Genomic DNA, 17,714 nt, shown 5'->3' on the forward strand with positions numbered 1-17,714 from the left:
AGGAGATGATTCTTAATGAAGTGTGAAGTATCTCACAAAAGTGATCAGTGCCCTATTCTTTTTCAATGTATTGTATATCTCAAAACAAGAAAGGTATATGATAAATGGTATTATTGGTATAAGGAAACGCCCGTCCCAATTTTCACTTGTGATACTAACTGTAAAACCTTGTAAGAGGATATAAGTGATACAAAATATATCTATGAACTTCAACCTAGCTCTTTTCAGGCACTTTTTGAAAGCGAAGTAATAAAGTGGATACAATGATAAGATGATAAGTAGATTATGTGGTAAAGAATAATATGGTTTGATATTACCAAAGAACAGTGCTCCTTTTATCAGCGTTATTTTTAGGAAATACCACCAATTATTAAATACAAAGAGGAATAGCTGAATAATGATATCATCATCTTCTGAAGGAATGTAGGGGTTTATTGGAGGAGAAACTCCTAGTGAATTTCTAAAGTAAATGATTTCAGGAATCAAATACCCCTCAATCATAAAAGGACCATAATACTCTAAGGCTTGATGAAATAGTATACCTAATGTGAGACTTATAATTCCCATCAAAAATAAAGTGATCCTTTGGCTATAATTCCCATTTTTATATTTCTGATAGGCCCATCCTATAAATAGAGCTAATAAAAACAATAAACTTGTAGGTCGACAAAAAACAGTAATCAATAAAGTGATCGATAACAATTTATATTTTTTGGTCACAATAAAGTAAATGCAGAAAATAGTAAAGGATGTAAATATAGATTCTCCATATACAATAAAATTCCATTCATGTAGAGGGAGATAGAGACAATAAATAATACTCCCGATCAGAGCTGTTTTTTTATTTTCAGAAGTGTTAGCAATGATTGAATAGAATGCAAGGATAGATAATCCGTTAAACAGTAAATGAAAAAAAAGAACAGAAAACTTTCCACTAAATAAAGTTTGAGAAACTAATATAAAAAGTGGGTAACTAGAATATAGTAGTGTTCTGTTTAAAGGGAATTCTAATCGATGAAGTTCTTCTGCTAGGGTAAAATATAAATCAGAGTCAGCGCCTATTTTGGGGCCAATAGTAAACCATAAAAGACTTTGGACAATTGACCAAAGTAATAAAAGTAGAAACTGATGAGCATACGATTTGCTAAACTTAAGCAGCATTATCTATTCGCTTAATGTCGAAGTTATTGAAACCTTCATGTACTTCGATAGTAATTTTATTCTGAGATAATAATTCAAGAACTGCTAAGAAGTTAAAAACGATAGCTACGTTATTAAAATCGGCTTCAACTAGTTCTATAAAACTAAATTTCGGACGATCTACTAAAGTTTTTAATATACTACTCTGACGTTCCTCTTGAGAGTAAGGGTATTTTATGACTTGATGCCTTGGTGCATTATCTTCTGCTTCCAAACGCTTCATAGCTCCTTGGTAGAAACGTAAAAGACTAAATAAATCTACGTTCTGAAGCTCGGTTTCAACACCTATTTCTTCCTCAATTTTATTGATTTCTGAAGTTAGATTTCCTCTTTTTTCTCTATCTAGCATCTCAGTTTCCCATTCCTCTAGAGTATTTAATACAGATTTGTATTTCATATACTCTAGCAAGTGTTTAACTAGTTCGTCTCTGGGGTCAATATCATTACCTTCTTCATCTTTTTCAACACGAGGTAAAAGCATTTTCGCTTTTATTCTCATTAGTGTTGCTGCCACTACAATAAAATCACTGGCTAACTCAATATTAAGACGTTCCATGTCTTCCATGTACCCTAGAAAGTCATTGGTGATACTCGAAATAGGAATATCATGTATATCCAATTCATCTCTTTGGATAAAGAAAAGTAAAAGGTCGAAAGGACCTTCAAAAATAGGAATCTTAATTTCGAAGCTCATAGTATTAATTAAATATGGATTCTGATTGCTCCAGATTCATTCATTGTTAGGTGAATGACTTTTCCGAAATCAAACTGAAATCTAAAGATATTCTTTAGAGGCATCTCTAAAAAATTAGCTAAAAGAAGTCGCATTACTACACCATGCGTAACTATAGCAATATTATTTCCTTCTTTATATTCGATGCAGTCTAACCAAAATGATTGTATCCTGGATTTTACGTCCATCAGTGATTCCCCATTGGGTGCGGGCTTGTGATCAAAAACTTTCGACCATTCACTAATTTCATTTTTCAATTCGGTAAACTGCTTCATTTCCCAGTCGCCATAATGAATTTCTTTTAGTCTTTCATCAGGAACATATAAGTCTGATCGAAGGTATTTAGCCAATTGCTTACAACGAATAAGAGGACTGTAATAAGTTGTATTTAAAGTTGCCTCTCCGATTTTACGTTGAACTTCTTTTGCTTCTTCTTGGAAAGAATCAATTAATTCAAGATCTGTTTGTCCGTATAAAGTTTTGCCAGCATCCACATCAGGAGTAGTATGTCTGACTAGATAAATATCCATGCTCATAACGAGATCATTAATTAATTACTGATTTTACATACCCTCCAGTAAAGCCTTCTTTAAACTGAGCCAGTTCATCTGGAGTTCCTTCAAATACGATATTACCACCATCTTTACCACCTTCAGGTCCAATATCGATCACCCAATCTGCTGTTTTAATCACTTCGACATTGTGTTCAATAATTACTGCCGAATGCCCTTTTTCAATAAGTGCATTGATGGCTTTCATTAATTTATCAATATCATGGAAGTGAAGACCGGTAGTAGGTTCATCAAATACAAAAAGAACTTTTTCTGATTCTTTTAAAGTACCTTTTGCAAGGAATGAAGCTAGTTTTACCCTTTGTGCTTCACCACCACTTAAGGTGTTCGAAGATTGTCCTAGACGTACATAACCTAAACCTACATCTAAAAGTGGTTGTAAACGTTGAATAATTTTCTTTTGTCCTTTAAAGAAATCAACAGCTTCATCCACACTAAGATCAAGGATATCTGATATGCTTTTGTCGTTATATTTTGCTTCTAGTATTTCGTTTTTAAATCTCTTGCCACCACAACTTTCACATGGAAGGAAAATGTCAGCCATAAACTGCATTTCGATTTTAGTGGTTCCTTCTCCTTGGCAGGCTTCGCATCTACCACCATCTACATTAAATGAGAAAAAGGCAGGTTTGTAGCCTCTATTTACTGATAGAGGTAACTTTGAAAATAACTCCCTGATAGGATCATATGCTTTTACATAAGTAACAGGGTTAGATCTTGATGATTTTCCAATTGGGTTTTGATCAACAAATTCTACTTTTGTGATAGAACTGATATTGCCATCTATACGATCTATTTTAGCTTTTTCATCGGTATGATTACCCAATGCTCTATTTAGGGCAGGAGTAAGACACCTTTTTACCAAAGTAGATTTACCACTACCAGAAACGCCAGTTACACAAGTAACTACTCCCAATGGGAATTTAACATCGACGTTTTTCAGATTGTTTTCTTTGGCACCGATAACTTCAATATATTCTGACCATTCTCTTCTTTTTTCTGGTGTAGGGATAAATGATTTACCACTAAGGTATCTTGTAGTATGCGAAATATCAGGGTGGTCTATGGCTTCCTGAATCGTTCCTTGGAATTGTAGTGTTCCTCCATAGCTTCCTGCGTCTGGCCCTATATCAATAATTTCATCGGCAGCCTTCATCACTTCTTCTTCATGTTCAACTACGATAACTGTGTTGCCCAATCTTTGAAGTTCTTTCAGTACAACAATAAGGTTTTGAGTATCTCTAGGATGTAAACCAATACTTGGTTCATCAAGAATATACATCGAACCCACCAAAGCACTACCTAAAGAAGTTGCTAATTTAATACGTTGGTATTCACCACCTGAAAGTGTACTTGTTAGACGGTTTAGAGTGAGGTACCCCAAACCTACTTTATTCATGTATTGCAGTCTATTTTTAATTTCAGCTAAAAGGCGATCTGCAATTTTATGTTCATGTTCTGTTAAATCAATTTCATTGAAGAAGACGCTCGATTCTGATATTGGCATTAATACAATATCTATAATCGACTTGCCATTGATTTTAATATATGAAGCATCTTTCCTTAATCTTGAACCATGACATTCAGGACAAATAGTTCTACCTCTATATCTAGAAAGCATCACTCTGTACTGGATTTTATGCGTTTTTGATTCTAAGTGTTTGAAAAATGCATTGATTCCTTTGAACTTACCTTTACCGTTCCAAAGTATATCTTTTTCATCATCAGATAATTCAGCATAAGCTCTAAAAATAGGAAATCCATTTTCATGTGCGTTATCTGTAAGCGGTTTGATCCACTTCTTCATCGTCTCTGTTCTCCATGGCATAATGGCATCATCTACAATAGATAATGATTTGTCTGGAATAACAAGATCTGGATCTATACCTAATACCTTTCCGAATCCTTCGCATCTTTTACATGCACCATAAGGGTTATTGAAACTAAATAGGTTTACGCTAGGTTCTTCGAACGTAATACCATCTGCTTCGAACTTATCAGAAAAAGTACGGTCAATTTTATCTTTTCCTTTCTGAATGATTTCAATTCGACATTCTCCATGTCCTTCAAATAAGGCTGTCTGGATAGAATCGGCTACTCTAAATTGGTTTTCTTCGTCAGATTTCTTTACAGCATTTCTGTCGATAAGCATTTCAAGGGCGTCAAGATCTACTTTTTCCCCTTTTTCAATATTTTCGACAAGCTCCTCAATGTATACCGTTGTTCCTTCAGAAATCACTCTTGTGAAACCTTGTTGAAGAAGTAAATTAAGAGTAACTGCAGGTTCTCTTCCTTCTGGAATTGTAAGAGGACAAGAAACAATAAATCGCGTTCCCTCATCAAAAGAATAGATATAATTAACGATATCAGTCACTGATGACTTGGATACTTCTTGACCAGAAATAGGTGAGTAGGTTTTACCCACTCTTGCAAAAAGTAACTTCAGATAATCATAAATTTCAGTAGTAGTTCCTACTGTAGATCTTGGGTTTTTTGTCGAAACCTTTTGTTCAACGGCAATGGCAGGGCAAACACCTCTAATGTACTCTACCTCTGGTTTTTCCATTCTACCGAGAAACTGTCGAGCATAAGAACTTAGGCTTTCTACATACATTCTTTGCCCTTCAGCAAACAGTGTATCAAAAGCCAATGAAGATTTTCCAGAACCGGAAACACCTGTTATTACAACAAAGCTGTTTCTAGGTATGGATACATCAACATTCTTAAGATTGTTCACTTTTGCACCTTTAACGATGATGTATTCTTTTGGATTGAGTTGATCTACTGAACGCATAAAATCTAAGGATGATTATCTTCAAATACAGAATATAAAATTAAAGAATCGTAGTTGTTTTACATCATTTAGGCGGAAAATATATGATGATTTACGTTAAATTCTTCTTGAATAACTTTATGTTGAAAATAAATGACAAATTTGTGTCTTGTTTGTTTCTTTTTGTGAAGGATCTTAATTTTTTCAATAATGAATTAAGAACATATTGCCATAATGAAAGGTCATTCATTATTTTTTTTTATAATTGAATTATTATTTAGGACTAACAAACTATAATAGAGTGTAAATACCATTTCAATGAAATTCTTTCTGAAACTGTATTTAATATGGGGAGTGAGTATGTTTGTTTTAGGACTCATCATCTTATACCCACTTTTTGCATTAGTGATTTGGTTCCCCAAACTGATGCCACTTACCTATTTTCTTAATAAAATATGGGCTTACTTTACGTACATCATGATTCTTATTCCTATTAAAAAGGAAAAGAAAGTCAGGTTGTCGAAGAAAGAACAATATGTCTTTGTGGCCAATCATACTTCATTTTTAGATATTCCCGCTACTCAATTAATTATTGATCAATTTGTAGTTTTCTTAGGAAAGAGAAGTTTAGCAAAAGCACCCATTTTTGGATGGATGTTTAGAAACTTACATATCTGTGTTGATAGAGGTAACCCTGAGAAGACAGAAGAGATGTTTCGTAAATCGATCAATAAATTAAATAATGGGTACAGTTTAGGCGTATTTCCTGAAGGTACCCAAAACAGAACTCCTCCGAATTTAAAAGGTTTTAAAGATGGTGCATATATTATTGCTATAAGAGCACAAAAGCCAATAGTACCGGTAACGATCGTGAGCAATTGGAAAATATGGCCAGCATTAAGACCTTATTTATGTTGGACACCTTTACGACTAGTACAGCATGAACCAATTTCTACTGAAGGGTTGACATTAGAAGATATACCTCAATTAAGGCAAAAAACGGAAGAGATCATTGAAAGAGAATTAATAAAATACTACCCTGAAAAATATAATTAATAATTTTTGAGTGTCAATTTTAAATATTTTTCAATGAAATGATTTAATTTGTGTAATGTTTCAAAATTAGATCTCAATATATTATGATTATAGATAAAGAAACAATTGAAAAAATGGCTCACCTATCTCGTTTAGAACTAGATGAAAGTAGTGAGGAGAAGATGCGTAAAAGCATGAATGAAATTGTGGATTGGGTAGCCAAGCTAGAAGAAGTTGATACTGAAGGGGTAGAGCCTTTAACACATATGACTGACGAACAAAGCGTCTTTAGAAATGATGAAGCAGCAAGAACTTTATCTCATGAGGATGGATTAAAGAATGCTCCGAAAAGAGATGAGGATTTTTTTAGAGTTCCAAAAGTATTGGACTAAGATAGATATCAATAAAAAAGGGTTCGAATTAGTAAAAATTCGAACCCTTTTTTATGCAATAAACTTCTTATAGGTTATTGATAAGTGGTAGTTCTTGTGTCATGCTTAAATCAATTACTGTATTTAATTGACTCATGATCTGAACAAACCTTGCAGCTGTTTGAGTAGAAACTACTTTCTTCATCTGCTTATAATATTTTTGATTTAATGTTACTTCAGCTTTGTTGTGTTTGAAAGCTAATGCCATTAATTCATCAGTTCTTTTTTCATCTAAAGTCTCAAAGCTCTCAGCATATTCTTTTAGTAGAGCATATTGATCGTTTAGTAATTTACTTTGTTCAAATTCGTATCTATCATAAACTGGCCAGAAGTGTTCTGCTTCAGACTCTGATAAATTCATATTTTCTTTCAGAACTCCTCTTTTCTCTGCCTTAATTAATGTCTTTATGGTTTCAAAGTCCATATTTTGACCTTGAACTGAAGTAGAAAGTGCTGGTGATTGAGCGAATAAGCTAATAGAAGCAAACAGAGCGATAATAGTTCCGAAAATTTTTCTCATAATTTTTTTATTTGTTATTCTCATTTTGAACGGGATTGACCATTGAGAGTTTAAAACAGCGTCTTAACAAAAGCTAATGACAGGATTATTACAACAAAAGTAACAGTTCCATTAACTTAATGGAGATGATTACTATTAAGATATAGATTATTTACTATAAATGAACAAGATATTTTTATTGATGAGCGACTAACCACTTTTCAGGATCTAGCTTTTGACCTTTTTTGTTCCAAATTTGAAACTGTACTTCGTAGGCTCCATCCATATTTTTGCCAGCTTTGCCTAATACCTTTTTTGCAGGAAGGTGATCACCTACCTTTACATTTACACTAGAAAGCTTAGAATAAACCGTAAAAAAATCTCCATGTCTGATCATGACAACATTTTGTAGGTTAGGCACTTTTGTAACGGCTGTTACGACACCCGAAAAGACACTTTTTACTTTTGCATTTTCTTTTACTCTTATATCTATGCCGTGGTTTTCTATTGTTACACCCGTTAAGATGGGGTGAGGACGTAATCCAAATTTGTTGGTAACAACACCTTCATCAACCGGCCAACTTAATTTTCCTTCTTGTTCTGTAAAAACGGCTTCTACCTCGACAGTTTCTTCTTTTTTAGTGATAGGAGTTTCAGGCTTTGAAGATACTTTGGAAGTCATAGCAATCATTTGCTTTTGTAATTCAGATAACCCTTTTCTTTCTAATTCTAATTGCTTCTTTATTTCTTCCTCTTTGTCTTTAAGACTAGCGATCATTTCACCTTGTTTCTCTTCAAGTTTTTTAAGTTCAGCTAATTGTAACTTTTCTTCTTCTAAGGAATTTGCTTCCTCTTTCACTCTCTCTTGAACTTCAATTTGTTTACTGTTTAGTAACTCCTGAGTTCTTTCAATTTCAAGGATCTGTTTTTTTCGAATATCCTTGTAATGTTCAATGTAGTTTGCTCTTCTTACAAACTGGCTGAAGTTATCACTCGCCAAGATGTAAGCCAATTGTTCAAAGTCTCCTCCTGTTTTATAAGATGCATATACAAGTTCAGCATATTCTTCTTTTAAAAACATGAGTTTTTCACTTAGTGAATCTACACTATGTGCCGCCAGAATGCCTTCCTTTTGGGCATTGACAATACGTTTATTGATTTGTTCAAGTAGATGCTTTAAGCCTTCGATATGTGCTTCAATATCACTAAGTTCTGTCATGGAAGCCTCTTTCTGTTCTGTCGTGTTTTTTAAGATGGCTGACATTTTAGCAATACGTTCTTTTGCCTGTTTTATATCTTCTTGAGCAAAAGCAAAATGATGAATAATAAAAATAAAAAGTAGTAATACGTATCTCAGCATGCTGATTTGATTAACCAAGTTTATGTACCTTCTCTATAAGATACAAAAATGAATCCGTACTTTTGATAAGCGATATGAGCGAAGTTAAACAGTTCGTAGCTTATTATTATTTTTTGAAGGAGAAATTTAATTGAAACAACAATTTTTAATATCTCGGTATCTGGAAGAAGATCAACAGGAGTGGAATCACTTTCTTGAGAAGTGTATGCAAAAGCATATTTTTTTCAAAAGAGAATACATGGATTATCATAAAGATAGGTTTGAGGACTTCTCTTTGGTCATAAGAAATCAAAAAGGGCAAATCTGTGCTTTATTTCCTGCCTCTGTCGATCATGGTGTAGTAACATCACACAAAGGCTTAACTTTTGGAGGAATGTTATATCCTAGGCATACTTTTATTCAAAAAATTCTAGATTGGTTAACGCTTATAGAACAGTTTTATAAAAGAAATGGAATTACCGAAATCCATTATAAGGTTATGCCTTCAATATATAAGCTAGAAAGAGGAGAGGAAGAAAGTTACGCTCTTTTTAAAAATGGATGGGAATTAACTAGACGAGATTATAGCCAATACTTTACCCGAGGTAGACAGGATAATATACATCGCTCAAGGTATCAGAATCAAAGAAAATTTAACAAGAAAATACAGATTAAGAGAGTTGATGAGATTACCTCGTTTTGGAAAATTGTAGAGGAAAATCTATTAGAAAGGTATGATTTAAAACCAGCCCATTCATTAAAAGAAATTCAGCTCTTAATGAATAAATTTCCAGAACAGATTAAAGTTTTAGGAGGTTTTTATGAAAATGAACTTGTAGGAGGGATCTTATTTTTTGAAACCGAACAAGTACTTCGAATTCAATACCCTTCTTCAAATTCAAAAGGGAAGGAAGTAAGAATTGTAGATGCTCTTTTAATGCATTTGATATCAAATTATGTTTACCACTACATAGATTTTGGACATTCTTGTGAAGAAGATGGTACATGGCTAAATGAATCTCTCAGTAGATATAAATCTAAATTTGGTACTGAAGGCTTGGCTTGTGATTTTTATATGAAGGTTTTATAATCAAAATTCCTGTAACTTTGTGGTAAGAAAATAGTTTATTCAATACTATAAATGGATAAATAATCATGGATGAAATTGTAAATAGAGTTGCTCAAAGTGCCTTGGTTTCTTTGGATTTAGAAGAAATCAGACCAGAAGGCGAGAGAGTGATTTTCGATATAAAAGACCAATTATTTCAAGAGTTGGTACTTAGAGAGAAAGATTTTAGAGCTTTTGTAAAAGAGCATGATTGGAAACAATATAGAGGTAAACATGTAGGGATTATTTGCTCTGCAGATGCTATTGTTCCTACCTGGGCTTATATGCTTTTAACTACTAGGTTTGAAAAATATGCGAAAACAATTGTATTTGGAGATCTTAATCGTTTAGAAGAGAAGATCTTTGAAAAGGCAATTGAGAAATTAGATGGAGAAGAATACAGAGATAAACCAGTAGTGATTAAAGGTTGTAGTAAAGAGTCAGTACCAATGACTGCATACGTTGATATTACCGAAAAACTTCGACCTATCGCGAAAACAATCATGTTTGGTGAGCCTTGTAGTACAGTTCCGATCTACAAGAAACCAAGACAACCAAAAAGAATGCAATAAAAAAAGAAGCCTGACTGTAATAGTTGGGCTTCTTTTTTAAGAAAACGATAAAACTAAATATTTGAATTAAATATTAGATTCTTAATTGAAGCTGAGTAACGAATAACCCAGCATGGTGATCTACTACATTACGTCCATCATTATTGATCATATATACAGGACGTAGTGAATATTGAGCAGATAATTTTACATTCTGACCAATGATTGCCCAGTTTACTCCATAGTCACTTTGGAATGAAGCTTCATCTAAACCTTCTAAGTTTTTATAAGAGAAGGCAACAAATGGCTGAATTTTCTTTTCAGAATTATAAATGGTTTTAGGTAATGTATAAGCCAATTCGGTATGGAAAATATGTCCAGTACCATGTGAATATTGAGCAAACCCCACACCTTGTGGAGAAATGTCCTCTGGATCTACGCTTGGATCAACGCCAGCAAAGCCACCTAATACATTGGATGTTCTTAGGTAATTATCACCATATTGATAGTTGTAATACACAGCATAGCCTGTAAAACCACCTCCATTATGTCCAACAGGTGTACTTAAGAAAACATCTACAGCAAGTTTTGTAATGTCATTTTCTTCAATGTACCATTCATCAAATTCATTTTTTCTATAAGTACCTGTTCCTCCTGGTTGGTATTGGAAACCTGCACCAATATTGAAAACTCTTTTCTGACCAAAGTAATTCATCTGTGAAGCTCCTGATACTGATTGAGATTCTACATCCCAGAATTGCCAGAAGTAATAACCATTGTAATTGTAATTGGTCTGCTTTAGCAAGTATGTACTTCCAACTGTAGCTCCACTGTGGTCTGCTTCGGCAAAATCAATCATCTCATTGACAGACATAGGCTTTCCTCCAACAGTTGGGCTCCCCGCATCATCACTAATAATAGGCTTGTTAATTGACATTTGCCAACCTAACTTTTTAAATACAATACCTCTACCGAAAACACCCATCTGACGTACAATAGCATCTGTTCTATTTACTTCAGGGTAGTTAAAACCAGGGTTGTCTAAGATAAGATAGTTGTTTGATCCTACTCTTGATAAACGAGCAAGACCTTGCCAGAAGTGAATACCGGCACCTATATAATTTTTTTCAGCGACCTTCATTTGACCTTGAAAGTCATGGACATAAACGTTGTTATAGATATTCGAATATGTACCATCACTAGTTGCACCAAAGTGAGCAAATAGAAGATATTTGTTTTCAATATTTGCATAGAACATCGTACGAATTCTACGCATTGAAAAGTCACTAAAATTAGAGATCGGTTCCTCAGATAACTTATTGATAGTTCCTGGGTTAGTTTCTCCCATTCTCCACCAACTTTGGATACCAATTATAGTTTTTAAATAAGAAGTTTTACTCTCGTTTAAATCAAGACGTAAACCTCTTTTAAAGACATCGACAGATTTTTGATAACTTGTCTTTTCCACTTTTGGCATTTCTGCCACTGATTGGGTAGAATCAGCCAATTGAGCGAAAGAGGAAACAGTAAATAATGTTATGAAAAATGTAGATAATAAAAATCGATTCATTTTTAAGGATAAGTGAGTTCTTTCAAGAATCACAAAGGTAAATTGATGTAGTTGTATAAAAAAGATGAATGATCTCTTTATTATCAGTTATTTCTATGATTTCAGTCATGTATTTGACTTAACTCTGCATCAATTTTAGATAATTTGTGCTTGATAATCTTCTGAGTATGATAATCAACCCAAACATCTCTAGGTAATCTTGTTTTAGGGTGAAGCTCTTCATATCGCTTATAACTTAAGCCTAAAGCTGTAAACTCTTCGTGGAAATGTTCTTCAATGACTACGAAATTAAGAAATAAGTTGCCACTCAATTGCTTTACCTCTTCCATCTCTTGATGCACACTTTGTTGTACCAATTGTCGAATTTTCGTAAGCTCTAAACGCTCATGATGCTTAAGTTGTTGAGTGTATTCGTGATTATGTTCTTTTAATGAACTCCAATAAGATTCGTATTGCTCATGGTTTGGATGTGCATGTTTATCTTGTCCATAAGCATTAGTCAACCCTTGTATAATTATAAGGCCGAGTAGACAGCAGATTGTCTTCATAAGTTTGAAAATGAGATATAGAAAACAAAATAGACTTTACTTTTACTATTTTGTTAGAAATATAATATACTGATTGTGTGAAATGTAAAGTAGTAAAATGTACTCTATAAGCAGGGATGTTTGAAGAGGTAATAGATTGATTATAAGTTGCTTTAAGTAGTACGAAGTTACAATAAAAAAGCCACTACACATAAAAAGTATAGTGGCATGTATCTATAATATTATAGAATCTTGGATGATTACAAGTGGATACACTCGTCGTAAGCTAACGCAGCTGCTTCCATCACCGCTTCAGATAAAGTCGGGTGAGGGTGAACAGCAGTGATGATCTCATGACCTGTAACTTCTAATTTACGTCCAACAACTGCTTCAGCAATCATTTCAGTAACGTTAGAACCAATCATGTGACAACCTAACCATTCGCCATACTTAGCATCAAAGATTACTTTAACAAAACCTTCTTTATGACCTGCAGCAGAAGCTTTACCAGATGCAGAGAATGGGAATTTACCCACTTTCACTTCATAACCAGCTTCTTTTGCCATTTCTTCTGTCATACCTACTGAAGCTACTTCAGGAACAGTGTATGTACATCCTGGGATGTTACCATAGTTCATTGGCTCAGGAGTTAAACCAGCAAGTTTCTCAACACAGATGATACCTTCGTGAGAAGCAACGTGTGCAAGAGCAGGACCTTTAACGATGTCACCGATAGCGTGAACAGTAGGGATGTTAGTAGTATAGTAATCGTTTACTAATACTTTACCTCTGTCGTGAGCAACACCTACTTCTTCAAGACCGATACCTTCCAAGTTAGTTTCAACACCAACTGCAGAAAGAACTACATCACACTCGATAGTAGTTTCTTTATCTTTTTTGTTGTCTTTTACAGTAACTACACAACCTTTTCCTGATGTATCAACAGTTTGTACAGCAGCATTAGTCATTACGTTAATACCTTGTTTCTTGAAGTTACGCTCTAATTCTTTAGAAACGTCAGCATCTTCGTTAGGTACGATACGTGGTAAGTATTCAACAACTGTAACTTCAGTACCGATTGAGTTATAGAAGTAAGCAAACTCAACACCGATAGCACCAGAACCCATTACAACCATTTTCTTAGGTTGTTTTGGTAATGTCATTGCCTGACGGTAACCAATGATTTTTTCACCATCAATCTTAATATGTGGAAGTTCTTTTGCTCTACCACCTGTAGCTAAGATAATATTATCTGCATCGTAAACAGTAGCTTTACCTTCAGCATCAGTTACTTCAACTTGCTTAGGGCCTACTAATTTACCGAAACCTAGTAATTTCTCGATTTTGTTCTTTTTGATCAAGAACTCAACACCTTTACTCATACCAGCAGCAACACCACGGCTTCTTTGTACCATTGCAGGGAAATCAGCTTCTGCTTCACCTACATTAATACCGAAGTCTTTAGCATGGTTGATGTATTGGAATACCTGACCACTTTTTAAAAGTGCTTTCGTAGGAATACATCCCCAGTTTAAGCAGATACCACCCACTTCGGCTTTCTCTACTACGGCTACTTTCATACCTAGTTGAGAAGCTCGGATAGCTGCCACGTATCCACCAGGACCACTACCGATAACAATTAAATCAAATTTCGTTGCTGACATAATTCAAATGTTGTTAATATATAACTTTTCGTTTTTCGTTTTCTTAAGGGAATTGATAAAAATTCCCATGCAAAAATACACGTTCGTAAACAAAATAAAAACGATGCATCAATTACCTTTAATATATCGTACCTTTGTATAGAAAAAATTATTAATAATAAGCGAGAAATCAGCAAAGTATTTACTTTAATCTTTATTACGAATTAATATCAGTATAACATTGAATAGATGAATTATCTTTAATTAATTGGTATTGAGGAGAAACTTCCGTTTTAGAAACCTGTTTACTTAAATAAAGAGATTGCTATGAAAAGATCACCGTTTTTTAAATTACTTCAACACCGTACCTTCGATTTTACCACTCGTTATTATGATGCAGAAAAAGAAGAACGCGATGCTAGAATAAAAGCTCTTCATGAGAAATACTCTCAATCGGACGAAGAGAAAGAGAAGAATATAGAGAACATTGAAGACAGAATTGACTTTACAAGATCAAGGCAAAGAAAAACAGAACATAAGCCTATGATTATAAGAGCATTTATTGTAGCAGCAATGTTTGGTCTTATGTATTATCTGTTTAAATAACAAGTAAATAATTGGTAATCAATTATTAATAGTTGTTTGCTCGCTTATTAACAGTCTTTCTTCAAATACAGATGTTTAGCAACTCGAAATACTATATATTTGCAGCAACTATTAAATTATAGGCAATAGCCATACAAAAATACTTCTTACTTCAGATATTTTAATTTCATGTATATAGCAATAGCCGGGAACATTGGGTGTGGTAAAACCACTTTAACGCGTCTTCTGTCAGAACGATTCGGATGGAGAGCGTTGTATGAAAGCACAGTAAACAACCCATACTTAGAGGATTTTTACCAAGATATGGAAGCATGGGCTTTCCATTTACAAACATACTTCTTAAACCATAGATTTGAACAGGTAAAAGAAGCTACTGTAGAAAACCCAATTATCCAAGATAGAAGCTTATACGAGGGTACTTATGTATTTACAGAAAACCTTCGCCGATCAGGTGTGATGAATCAAAGAGATTTTGAAAACTACACTGCTCTATCTAAACTTTATGAGGCTAAAGCAACACCTCCACATCTTTTAATCTATTTAAGAGCCGATGTTTCGAAATTACTTCAGAATATCGAAAAAAGAGGTAGAGATTACGAAAAGACAATCCCAGTTGAATACTTACAAAATCTAAATGATTTATACGAAGAGTGGGTAGACAATTACGATAAGGGAGGTTTAGTTGTTGTTGATGTTAATGACGTAGATTTCGTAGGAAACTCTCAAGACTTCGAACGTATTGCTTCAGCTATTGAATCTGCGATGCGTATCCGTAAAGTACCTCAAGGTTCTTTTGCTTAATTCATTACTAACAAAAAAACAAAAAACATGTATATCGCAATCGCAGGCAATATTGGTAGTGGAAAAACAACGCTAACGGGTAAACTTGCTGAGCACTTTGGTTGGGAACCACGCTATGAAAGTGCAGACGACAACCCTTACTTAGAAGATTTTTATGAGGACATGTCTAAATGGGCATTCCCTTTACAGATATATTTCTTAAACAGTCGTTACCGTCAGGTAATGGAAGTTTCAAGAACAGAACAGCCTATCATTCAAGACAGATCTTTATATGAAGATGCACACATCTTCTCTCGTCAATTGAATGCGGATGGTCATCTTACGGATAGAGATGCAGAATGTTTTAAGTCTGTATTCGATTCTGTGACAGAAACAGCTCCGGCTCCAGACTTATTGATTTACTTAAGAACAAGCGTACCACAATTATTGGATCATATTCGTAAACGTGGCCGTGAATACGAACAAAGTATTTCTAGAGCTTATCTTACAGGTCTAAATGAGTACTACGAAGAGTGGATTTCCAATTATGATAGCGGTAAATTATTAATTATCGATATGGAGGATAAAGATTTCGTAGAGAACTCGGCAGACCTTCAACAAATTATTGGAAGCATTGATGCTGAATTACACGCACAAAAAGCTCGTGTATAAATCTGAACAAGAGGAATACTATTTTAAAAGCGTGTGTTATCTAAAATGACACACGTTTTTTGTGACTTCTTATCGATTATTTATTAACCTACATCACAAGTTTAGACTTCAAGATATAATGCAATACATTGCCATAGCAGGGAATATTGGTTCAGGGAAAACTACGCTTACAAAAATGTTATCAGAACACTTTGGTTGGAAAGCGGAGTTTGAAAGTACTGCCGATAATCCATATTTAGAGGATTTCTATAACGATATGAAAAGATGGGCTTTTCATACTCAGATTCGTTTTCTAGATAACAGCTTTCAGCAAATGCTTGATCTTCGTACTAGCAACAAGGCGGTTGTTCAAGACCGTTCATTTGATGAAAATGCTCATATCTTTGCCCGTAACCTTCATACTTCAGGTATTATGGATGAAAGAGACTTTGAATCTTACTGGAAGCTTTTTGTCAGTATGTCGTCTCAATTGCCAAAGCCTGATCTATTGATTTACCTTGATACAGATTATGAACGATTAATCTCTCAAATTCAGAAGCGAGGACGTTCGTATGAACAAACTATCCCAGAAGATTATTTGAAGGGACTGAACGTATTGTATAATGAATGGATCGATAACTACGAAGGACCTTTGCTCCGTTTAAAAATGGAAGATGTTGATTTTGTAGAGCGATCAGAAGATTTTTATAAAATTGTATCAGAAGTGGATGATTTACTTTCTGTAGTATAATACACAACTGAGCTCAATTTTAAGTCATATAGTATGTACAACAGTATATAAACTATATGACTTTTTTATTTATTGGTAACTTGTTGATTTATAGCTGTTAATAAGATCAATTTTTCAGTGAATAAAGAAATAATAATTACCTAGTAATAAGAATATTTTAAAACTAATTACTTACCTTTGTCAGCCGACAAGCAAAACTGGGTTTTCTTAGCTTAAATAATCAATGGAAAATATCTGTTAAGAATTAATTGATATTTTTTTCTGACTAATGTTTAAACTATGGATTCTTAGGTAAATAGGCCGTTATCAGTCAATTAAAGGCACTTTTTATAAGTTGTTTCTGTTAATGTCATTGAAATTCAATCATAATAATAGGATTTTAATTGATTGTCAGTCATATTTGGTTTGTCATTTTGCAGAAGTATGCTTACTTTTGCAAGCCGAAAAATTCTAATCTTACATAGTACGATGAAAAGAACATTTCAACCTTCGAACCGCAAGAGAAGAAACAAGCATGGTTTCCGTCAACGTATGCTAACAGCAAACGGACGTAACGTTCTTGCAGCGAGAAGAAAAAAAGGAAGAAAGAGCCTTACAGTTTCTGACTCAAGAAAACACAAGGCGTAGTTAGCACTCTAAAATAGAGTGTGTTTCAGAACACTAAAAAATTAATGTGATGAAAACTCGTATCGCAAAAAAAATCTTGAAAAATCAAGAGAAATTGAATTACAACAAAGGTCAAGTTCAAAAAGCTGAACGCCTTGTTGCAAAAAAACAAAAAGCTGCCGCTAACGCTTAATTGACTGACATAGTCTAGCAGCTTTTTATCTTGCGTCTCTGTAGAGCATCTTTATGGTGCTCTACGGAAGCCCGCGAAAAGGTTAAAGAGCTGAAGGTTCGGCGGCAGCAAGTACGACGAACCTTCACTTTTTATTTAAAGACCTT

General features: G+C 34.0%; 19 protein-coding genes. 10 read left to right on the forward strand and 9 right to left on the reverse strand.

Annotated elements, in window-relative coordinates:
- Positions 1-12: 12 nt before the first annotated feature.
- From QL232_RS25605 to uvrA, 4 genes are read right to left on the reverse strand one after another with little or no spacing between them, the layout of a single operon-like run.
- Entirely contained in the window at positions 13-1,161 is a 1,149-nt protein-coding gene (locus QL232_RS25605) for a hypothetical protein (protein WP_281616300.1), read from the reverse strand.
- Positions 1,151-1,894 (reverse strand): segregation/condensation protein A, encoded by a 744-nt coding sequence (locus QL232_RS25610; protein WP_281616301.1) that lies wholly within the window; start codon positions 1,892-1,894, stop codon positions 1,151-1,153. Before QL232_RS25610 ends, QL232_RS25605 begins: the two co-directional genes overlap by 11 nt.
- Positions 1,895-1,902: 8 nt before the next feature.
- Positions 1,903-2,463 carry an alpha-ribazole phosphatase family protein gene (cobC, locus tag QL232_RS25615; RefSeq protein ID WP_281616302.1) on the reverse strand — a complete coding sequence of 187 codons (561 nt, stop codon included), beginning with the start codon at positions 2,461-2,463 and terminating at the stop codon, positions 1,903-1,905.
- A gap of 16 nt (positions 2,464-2,479) precedes the next feature.
- Complete coding sequence (uvrA, locus tag QL232_RS25620; protein WP_281616303.1) at positions 2,480-5,299, reverse strand: excinuclease ABC subunit UvrA; 2,820 nt, start codon at positions 5,297-5,299, stop codon at positions 2,480-2,482.
- 297 nt (positions 5,300-5,596) lie between these two features.
- Here uvrA and QL232_RS25625 point away from each other — a divergent pair, with 297 nt between their 5' ends.
- Positions 5,597-6,334, forward strand: coding sequence for a lysophospholipid acyltransferase family protein (locus QL232_RS25625; protein ID WP_281616304.1), 738 nt, complete (start codon positions 5,597-5,599; stop codon positions 6,332-6,334).
- Positions 6,335-6,417: 83 nt separating this feature from the next.
- Positions 6,418-6,705 carry an Asp-tRNA(Asn)/Glu-tRNA(Gln) amidotransferase subunit GatC gene (gatC, locus tag QL232_RS25630; RefSeq protein ID WP_168885500.1) on the forward strand — a complete coding sequence of 96 codons (288 nt, stop codon included), beginning with the start codon at positions 6,418-6,420 and terminating at the stop codon, positions 6,703-6,705.
- Positions 6,706-6,772: 67 nt separating this feature from the next.
- Here the strand turns inward: gatC and QL232_RS25635 are convergent, their stop codons facing one another.
- Both QL232_RS25635 and QL232_RS25640 read right to left on the reverse strand, forming a co-directional pair.
- Positions 6,773-7,264 (reverse strand): hypothetical protein, encoded by a 492-nt coding sequence (locus QL232_RS25635; RefSeq protein WP_168885501.1) that lies wholly within the window; start codon positions 7,262-7,264, stop codon positions 6,773-6,775.
- A 175-nt stretch (positions 7,265-7,439) separates the two neighbouring features.
- Positions 7,440-8,603, reverse strand: coding sequence for a peptidoglycan DD-metalloendopeptidase family protein (locus QL232_RS25640; protein WP_168885502.1), 1,164 nt, complete (start codon positions 8,601-8,603; stop codon positions 7,440-7,442).
- A gap of 205 nt (positions 8,604-8,808) precedes the next feature.
- Between QL232_RS25640 and QL232_RS25645 the strand changes: the two genes are divergently transcribed.
- Together QL232_RS25645 and QL232_RS25650 are read left to right on the forward strand one after the other, a co-directional pair.
- Positions 8,809-9,672: a hypothetical protein gene (locus QL232_RS25645; protein WP_281616305.1), complete on the forward strand. Its 864-nt coding sequence runs from the start codon at positions 8,809-8,811 to the stop codon at positions 9,670-9,672.
- Between the two features lie 65 nt (positions 9,673-9,737).
- Positions 9,738-10,262, forward strand: a complete 525-nt coding sequence (locus tag QL232_RS25650) for a DUF2480 family protein (RefSeq protein WP_281616306.1) — start codon at positions 9,738-9,740, stop codon at positions 10,260-10,262.
- Positions 10,263-10,335: 73 nt separating this feature from the next.
- On the opposite strand, the gene QL232_RS25655 is transcribed toward QL232_RS25650, so the two are convergent.
- The 3 genes from QL232_RS25655 to lpdA all read right to left on the reverse strand — a co-directional run bounded on the left by QL232_RS25655 (position 10,336) and on the right by lpdA (position 14,002).
- On the reverse strand, positions 10,336-11,811 hold the full coding sequence (locus QL232_RS25655; protein ID WP_281616307.1) for a hypothetical protein: 1,476 nt from the start codon (positions 11,809-11,811) through the stop codon (positions 10,336-10,338).
- A 101-nt stretch (positions 11,812-11,912) separates the two neighbouring features.
- Positions 11,913-12,359, reverse strand: a complete 447-nt coding sequence (locus tag QL232_RS25660) for a hypothetical protein (protein ID WP_281616308.1) — start codon at positions 12,357-12,359, stop codon at positions 11,913-11,915.
- A 239-nt stretch (positions 12,360-12,598) separates the two neighbouring features.
- Positions 12,599-14,002, reverse strand: coding sequence for a dihydrolipoyl dehydrogenase (gene lpdA, locus QL232_RS25665; RefSeq protein ID WP_168885507.1), 1,404 nt, complete (start codon positions 14,000-14,002; stop codon positions 12,599-12,601).
- A gap of 306 nt (positions 14,003-14,308) precedes the next feature.
- Between lpdA and QL232_RS25670 the strand changes: the two genes are divergently transcribed.
- The 6 genes from QL232_RS25670 to QL232_RS25695 all read left to right on the forward strand — a co-directional run bounded on the left by QL232_RS25670 (position 14,309) and on the right by QL232_RS25695 (position 17,568).
- The gene (locus QL232_RS25670; protein WP_168885508.1) at positions 14,309-14,587 is read left to right on the forward strand and encodes a hypothetical protein; all 279 of its coding nucleotides are present in this window, start codon (positions 14,309-14,311) and stop codon (positions 14,585-14,587) included.
- Positions 14,588-14,755: 168 nt separating this feature from the next.
- Entirely contained in the window at positions 14,756-15,388 is a 633-nt protein-coding gene (locus QL232_RS25675) for a deoxynucleoside kinase (protein WP_168885509.1), read from the forward strand.
- A 27-nt stretch (positions 15,389-15,415) separates the two neighbouring features.
- The gene (locus QL232_RS25680; protein ID WP_168885510.1) at positions 15,416-16,039 is read left to right on the forward strand and encodes a deoxynucleoside kinase; all 624 of its coding nucleotides are present in this window, start codon (positions 15,416-15,418) and stop codon (positions 16,037-16,039) included.
- A gap of 118 nt (positions 16,040-16,157) precedes the next feature.
- Complete coding sequence (locus QL232_RS25685) at positions 16,158-16,769, forward strand: deoxynucleoside kinase (RefSeq protein ID WP_168885511.1); 612 nt, start codon at positions 16,158-16,160, stop codon at positions 16,767-16,769.
- A 468-nt stretch (positions 16,770-17,237) separates the two neighbouring features.
- Positions 17,238-17,396 (forward strand): 50S ribosomal protein L34, encoded by a 159-nt coding sequence (rpmH, locus tag QL232_RS25690; RefSeq protein ID WP_062619986.1) that lies wholly within the window; start codon positions 17,238-17,240, stop codon positions 17,394-17,396.
- A gap of 49 nt (positions 17,397-17,445) precedes the next feature.
- Entirely contained in the window at positions 17,446-17,568 is a 123-nt protein-coding gene (locus QL232_RS25695; RefSeq protein ID WP_257794019.1) for a hypothetical protein, read from the forward strand.
- The last annotated feature ends 146 nt before the right edge of the window (positions 17,569-17,714 follow it).

It is taken from the genome of Flammeovirga sp. SubArs3 (assembly GCF_947387565.1).
Classification (GTDB): Bacteria; Bacteroidota; Bacteroidia; order Cytophagales; family Flammeovirgaceae; genus Flammeovirga; species Flammeovirga agarivorans.

Coding starts and splice junctions, on each gene's coding strand:
- QL232_RS25605 (WP_281616300.1), bottom strand. CDS start 1,161: ATGCTGCTTAAGTTTAGCAAATCGTATGCTCATCAGTTTCTACTTTTA.
- QL232_RS25610 (WP_281616301.1), bottom strand. CDS start 1,894: ATGAGCTTCGAAATTAAGATTCCTATTTTTGAAGGTCCTTTCGACCTT.
- cobC (WP_281616302.1), bottom strand. CDS start 2,463: ATGGATATTTATCTAGTCAGACATACTACTCCTGATGTGGATGCTGGC.
- uvrA (WP_281616303.1), bottom strand. CDS start 5,299: ATGCGTTCAGTAGATCAACTCAATCCAAAAGAATACATCATCGTTAAA.
- QL232_RS25625 (WP_281616304.1), top strand. CDS start 5,597: ATGAAATTCTTTCTGAAACTGTATTTAATATGGGGAGTGAGTATGTTT.
- gatC (WP_168885500.1), top strand. CDS start 6,418: ATGATTATAGATAAAGAAACAATTGAAAAAATGGCTCACCTATCTCGT.
- QL232_RS25635 (WP_168885501.1), bottom strand. CDS start 7,264: ATGAGAAAAATTTTCGGAACTATTATCGCTCTGTTTGCTTCTATTAGC.
- QL232_RS25640 (WP_168885502.1), bottom strand. CDS start 8,603: ATGCTGAGATACGTATTACTACTTTTTATTTTTATTATTCATCATTTT.
- QL232_RS25645 (WP_281616305.1), top strand. CDS start 8,809: ATGCAAAAGCATATTTTTTTCAAAAGAGAATACATGGATTATCATAAA.
- QL232_RS25650 (WP_281616306.1), top strand. CDS start 9,738: ATGGATGAAATTGTAAATAGAGTTGCTCAAAGTGCCTTGGTTTCTTTG.
- QL232_RS25655 (WP_281616307.1), bottom strand. CDS start 11,811: ATGAATCGATTTTTATTATCTACATTTTTCATAACATTATTTACTGTT.
- QL232_RS25660 (WP_281616308.1), bottom strand. CDS start 12,359: ATGAAGACAATCTGCTGTCTACTCGGCCTTATAATTATACAAGGGTTG.
- lpdA (WP_168885507.1), bottom strand. CDS start 14,002: ATGTCAGCAACGAAATTTGATTTAATTGTTATCGGTAGTGGTCCTGGT.
- QL232_RS25670 (WP_168885508.1), top strand. CDS start 14,309: ATGAAAAGATCACCGTTTTTTAAATTACTTCAACACCGTACCTTCGAT.
- QL232_RS25675 (WP_168885509.1), top strand. CDS start 14,756: ATGTATATAGCAATAGCCGGGAACATTGGGTGTGGTAAAACCACTTTA.
- QL232_RS25680 (WP_168885510.1), top strand. CDS start 15,416: ATGTATATCGCAATCGCAGGCAATATTGGTAGTGGAAAAACAACGCTA.
- QL232_RS25685 (WP_168885511.1), top strand. CDS start 16,158: ATGCAATACATTGCCATAGCAGGGAATATTGGTTCAGGGAAAACTACG.
- rpmH (WP_062619986.1), top strand. CDS start 17,238: ATGAAAAGAACATTTCAACCTTCGAACCGCAAGAGAAGAAACAAGCAT.
- QL232_RS25695 (WP_257794019.1), top strand. CDS start 17,446: ATGAAAACTCGTATCGCAAAAAAAATCTTGAAAAATCAAGAGAAATTG.